Source organism: Chitinophaga sp. (genome assembly GCF_036569125.1).
Lineage (GTDB): Bacteria > Bacteroidota > Bacteroidia > Chitinophagales > Chitinophagaceae > Chitinophaga.
In genome coordinates this window covers 1-4,858 of the sequence record NZ_DATCRF010000768.1, presented here as the reverse complement: position 1 = coordinate 4,858, position 4,858 = coordinate 1, and the positions used below count along the sequence as shown (strand labels likewise).

Genomic DNA, 4,858 nt, shown 5'->3' with positions numbered 1-4,858 from the left:
GGCTCAAACAGGGAAAGGCCGATGGTGCGCACATCCGGCCGGCATTGTTTCAGAAAGCGGTCGTACATGCCTTTGCCGTAGCCTACGCGGTGGCCGGTAAGGTCAAAGGCCAGCAGCGGCACAAATACCAGGTCCAGCGTGCCGGGCTCCACGGGTATGCCGCCGGCGGGTTCCGGTATGCCGTAGCGGCTTTTAACCAGGGGGGTATGTGTTTCCCACAGGAAATGCTCCATGGTGGCGTTAGCCAGGGAAGCCTTGCCAAGCACCCATTGCAGGGCCGGATAAGCCTGGCGCATCCATTCTACCAAGGGCCAGGTATTCACTTCCTTTTTCTCTGCAATGGGAAGAAAGATGTGCGCCCGGTGAATGCGGCTATAATTCACCTGCTGACAGTTTTCCAGCAGGCGCTGGTTAAGCGCTGCGGTTTCCGCTGCCGGCATGTTAAGACGGCGTTCCAGGAATTGCTTTCGTATATCCGTTTTAGTGAACAATCAGTTTGCTTTGTGTGTGCCCGTTAGAACGTTAGCTGTTTAGCCTGTAAGGCAATAAAGTCAGCATCTACTACGGTGGCGTGCGGTATGCGTCCCAGCCTGGGATAACCGCTCCAGCGCACTACATCCTCCTCATTGGAATGATGATCACCGTTGAAGATCCAGCCTAATACCGGTATATCACTGGCCTGTAATACCCGTGCGGTAAGCAGGGAGTGGTTAATGCTGCCCAGGTAGTTCTGCGCTACAATAATCACTTTAGCCTGCAGCTGGCGGATGAGGTCCAGCGTAAACACCTCCTCATTCAACGGCACCATTAACCCGCCGGCGCCTTCTATTACCAGGCTGCGCTGAGGCGGTTGAATAATGGACGCCTGCTGCAGGATAAGGGCCGGATCAATGGTCACTTTTTCCAGCCGCGCAGCCAGGTGCGGCGATGCAGGCTCCTGCAGGCAATATACTTCTTTATGGCATACAGAGGTGGTATTGGACAGCAGCGCACGCACGGTTTGCGTATCCGTGCCTTCCATCAATCCCGTTTGTACAGGTTTCCAGTAATCAGCCCCCAGGGCTTGCGTAACACAGGCCGCGGTAATGGTTTTTCCCACACCGGTGCCTATGCCTGTAATGAAGATCCGGTTACTCATAACGCGCAAAGATAACGGATGATTGTTGTTTAATGCGCCGCGCCCTGTATTCCTGCCCCGATTTTTTCCCTTATTTTCGCTGCAAGATTAATATCACGCTATGCAATTCTGTAACAACATACTGGAAACGATAGGTCATACCCCGTTAGTTAAACTAAACCGTGTAACCGCAGCGCTGCCCTGCCCTGTAATGGCAAAGGTGGAATTTTTTAACCCCGGCAACTCCATTAAAGACCGTATGGCGGTAAAAATGGTAGAGGTAGCAGAACAACAGGGCCTGTTAAAACCCGGCGGCACCATTATTGAAGGCACTTCCGGCAATACCGGTATGGGCCTGGCGCTGGCGGCTGTGATCAAAGGCTATAAATGTATTTTTACTACTACGGATAAACAGTCCAAAGAAAAAATGGACATCCTGAAGGCCGTGGGCGCTGAAGTGATCGTATGCCCCACGAATGTGGAGCCGGAAGATCCCCGCTCCTACTACTCCGTGGCCCGGCGCTTATCTAAAGAAATTCCCAACTCATTTTACGTAAACCAATATGATAACCTGGCTAACCGGGATGCGCATTATGAGCAAACCGGCCCGGAAATATGGGAGCAAACCGATGGTAAGGTTACCCACCTGGTGGTAGCTACCGGTACCGGCGGCACGGTTACCGGCGCAGGGCAATATCTGAAAGAAAAGAACCCGGCTATTAAAGTATGGGCTATTGACAGCTATGGCTCCCTGCTGAAAAAATACCATGAAACCGGTGAAATTGATATGAGCGAAGTGTACCCCTATATTACCGAAGGTATTGGGGAGGATTTTGTGCCGCAGAATTACAACATGCAGTACATTGATCACTTTGAAAAAGTAACGGATAAAGACGGCGCTATTATGGCCCGCCGCATTGCCAAGGAAGAGGGCATTTTTGTGGGTTACTCCGCCGGATCGGCCGTGGCCGGGCTGCTACAGCTGAAAGCGCAGCTTAAACCAAGTGACCTGGTAGTGGTGGTATTCCATGATCATGGCAGCCGTTACGTAGGTAAGATCTATAATGATCAGTGGATGATGGAGCGTGGTTTCCTGGATGTAAAAACCGTGAAAGATGTAGTGAATGGCCGCCGCAACCTGCCACTGGTAACCATTGGCGGTGAGGAGAAAGTGAGCGATGCCATTGCCAAAATGAAGAAGTTTGAAATAGAGCATATTCCTGTACTGCATAACAGTGACATCATAGGCGCTATTTCTGAAGGCGGTTTATTTAATAAGCTGATGGATGATGTGAACCTGAAAGATGCACCGGTGAAACAGGTAATGCATGCGGCTTTCCCGGAAGTGAGCATGGATACGCCTATTGAAAAGCTGGCAGTGTATATTAATAAAGAGAATGGCGCGGTGCTGACGAAGGATGATAGCGGCAGCTACCATATTGTTACGAAGTATGATATCATACAGGCGCTGGGGAGTTAATGAATAATGAATAGTGAATAATTAATAATGGTGGAGGAGGTAGTTCGCGGGATATTGGTTTTTCTTATTAGTTTATAGGGTGAAGCTACATACTCATATAGATCAATTGCACAACCAGGTGAGTGTTCCTGTGCGGCCACGGCGGATCATATCGGTTGTGCCATCGCAAACAGAGCTGTTGTTTCATTTGGGCTTGGAGGAAGAAGTGGTGGGGATCACTAAATTCTGTGTACATCCGGAAGAGTGGTTCCGCAATAAAACACGCGTTGGCGGCACCAAAACGCTGGACCTGGATAAGATACGGGCCTTACAGCCCGATCTGATCATCGCCAATAAAGAAGAGAACCAGCAGGAGCAGATCACCGCCCTGCAGATGGAGTTCCCCGTATGGATAAGTGATATTCATACCCTGGATGAAGCCCTGCAAATGATACGGCGGATAGGCGAAATAACCGGCTGTGCAAAACAAGGGCAGGCATTGTGTTTGCAGATCCAGGAACAGTTTAAGGGTTTGCACGAAGCCCTGCCTGTTACGGGGTTGCATACCGCTTATTTTATCTGGCGTAATCCATGGATGGTGGCGGGCGGAGATACTTTTATACATCATATGCTGGCTGCCTGTGGTTTGAAGAATGTGCTGGCAGATACACCCCGGTACCCTGATGTTACACTGGAAGAGTTAAAGGCCCTTTTTAAAGATGTGCCTCCGGAACAGCAGCTGATATTACTTTCTTCAGAGCCCTACCCTTTTAAGGAGCAGCATATAGCGGAAATACAGGCGGTGCTGCCCGGCGCGCAAATACGGCTGGTGGATGGGGAGATGTTCTCCTGGTACGGCAGCCGCTTACTGGAAGCACCGGGGTATTTCCGGGAGCTGCTGGAAGGGATTAAGGCGTAGATCCATCCTGCAACGGATTGCAATACCATTCTACTGAAACAGATATTACTCCTTCATGCGCTTTTACCCTGAATAGTATGCGCTTTTAATAGGGACTGCATGCGCTTTTACTATGGGATGCACCAGAGATCCACCAGGGAAACACATGAGAAAACCATAGGAAAGACACGGGAATCACATAAGTGCCGCCCGGCCATCCTATTGATACACTCCTCTCAGATCCTGACTCAACAGGCAACCTTTTATGATCACTCCACGTAACTATATATAAACACATTTATTCCTATTCACGCTTTATTCTTTCACTAAACGTACGACCAAAATGGAAAGAAGGGACTTTGTAAGCAATCTTAGTATGGCTGTGGCACTCGCATGTGCCGGGGGACTGGCAGCCTGCACCAAACACATGGCCGATGCGCCGGATAACAATAACGGTGGCGGAAATAACGCCAAGCTCACCGCAGACCTGAGCACAGAACTGTTAAACACCGGTAATTTTAAGATAGGCGGCGGGGTGATCCTGATCCGTATTGCAGCCGGCAATACGCCTGCGGCTTTCTCTGCCTTGTCCAGCATCTGTACCCACGAAGGATGCACCGTTTCTACCTTTAACACCGGCAGCGAGCTGATAGAGTGTAATGCGCCCTGCGGCCATGGCAGCCGCTATACCACTACCGGTGCTGTGCAGACCGGCCCCGCGACTGCTGCACTTGCAAAAATGACGGTCACTATTAACGGGAACACGTTAAGCGTAAGCTGATAAAATTCTTACACGACAAACCAGCCACATATAAAAAGCCCTGCAGGCTTCTGCCTGCGGCTTTTTTTAGCTGAAAGGGGAAAGCAGAAAGCGGAAAGCTGATTGTGGTTTGTTGCTTAAATGCGCGGAAGGCCTAACGCTGCCGGCGTTTTGTTGTGAGCTTGTCTTGTTGTGGTAATATGATGAATGCTGAGCGCTGCTTATGTTTTGTTACAGACTTGTCTTCTGATACGTAGATATGCTGAATGCTGCCTTGCAGGCTTGTCTTTTGTTGCGGTTATCCGGGCAAGGCAGGTTTACGGCGGCACACTATTCTCAAATTATAACCAACATCATCTGGGAATCTTAATTTATCCATCTTCTCTATAATCTTTGGGGAATTTCCGTGTACTGCCTTCGGCTTTTTGCTTTCTGCTTTATGCTTTCCGCTCCCCTTAGCATTCAGCCTAATTTCCGGCTTTCTGCTTTATGCATTGCGCTTTCTGCTTTTTCCCATTATATTTGCCCTCCGTAAACAGTAAACAATCATAAAATATGGGAAAATACAGAGCCGGCGTGTTATTCGGCGAAGAGCTGGAAGCGCTGTACAAGGATGCTAAGGAC

The 4,858-nt window shown here is 49.7% G+C and carries 5 protein-coding genes; 3 read left to right on the top strand and 2 right to left on the bottom strand.

Annotated features, from left to right (window positions below; translation table 11 throughout):
• Together VIM87_RS28385 and bioD are read right to left on the bottom strand one after the other, a co-directional pair.
• The coding region (locus VIM87_RS28385) for a 5-formyltetrahydrofolate cyclo-ligase (RefSeq protein ID WP_332000251.1) at nt 1-491 on the bottom strand (491 nt) is incomplete at its 3' end.
• A 23-nt stretch (nt 492-514) separates the two neighbouring features.
• On the bottom strand, nt 515-1,138 hold the full coding sequence (bioD, locus tag VIM87_RS28380) for a dethiobiotin synthase (protein WP_332000250.1): 624 nt from the start codon (nt 1,136-1,138) through the stop codon (nt 515-517).
• 100 nt (nt 1,139-1,238) lie between these two features.
• Here bioD and VIM87_RS28375 point away from each other — a divergent pair, with 100 nt between their 5' ends.
• The 3 genes from VIM87_RS28375 (at nt 1,239) to VIM87_RS28365 (ending at nt 4,255) form a co-directional block, all read left to right on the top strand.
• The gene (locus VIM87_RS28375; RefSeq protein ID WP_332000249.1) at nt 1,239-2,597 is read left to right on the top strand and encodes a pyridoxal-phosphate dependent enzyme; all 1,359 of its coding nucleotides are present in this window, start codon (nt 1,239-1,241) and stop codon (nt 2,595-2,597) included.
• A gap of 79 nt (nt 2,598-2,676) precedes the next feature.
• Entirely contained in the window at nt 2,677-3,495 is an 819-nt protein-coding gene (locus tag VIM87_RS28370) for a helical backbone metal receptor (RefSeq protein WP_332000248.1), read from the top strand.
• A 322-nt stretch (nt 3,496-3,817) separates the two neighbouring features.
• Nucleotides 3,818-4,255, top strand: a complete 438-nt coding sequence (locus tag VIM87_RS28365) for a Rieske (2Fe-2S) protein (RefSeq protein ID WP_332000247.1) — start codon at nt 3,818-3,820, stop codon at nt 4,253-4,255.
• The last annotated feature ends 603 nt before the right edge of the window (nt 4,256-4,858 follow it).

Coding starts and splice junctions, on each gene's coding strand:
- VIM87_RS28375 (WP_332000249.1), top strand. CDS start 1,239: ATGCAATTCTGTAACAACATACTGGAAACGATAGGTCATACCCCGTTA.
- VIM87_RS28365 (WP_332000247.1), top strand. CDS start 3,818: ATGGAAAGAAGGGACTTTGTAAGCAATCTTAGTATGGCTGTGGCACTC.
- bioD (WP_332000250.1), bottom strand. CDS start 1,138: ATGAGTAACCGGATCTTCATTACAGGCATAGGCACCGGTGTGGGAAAA.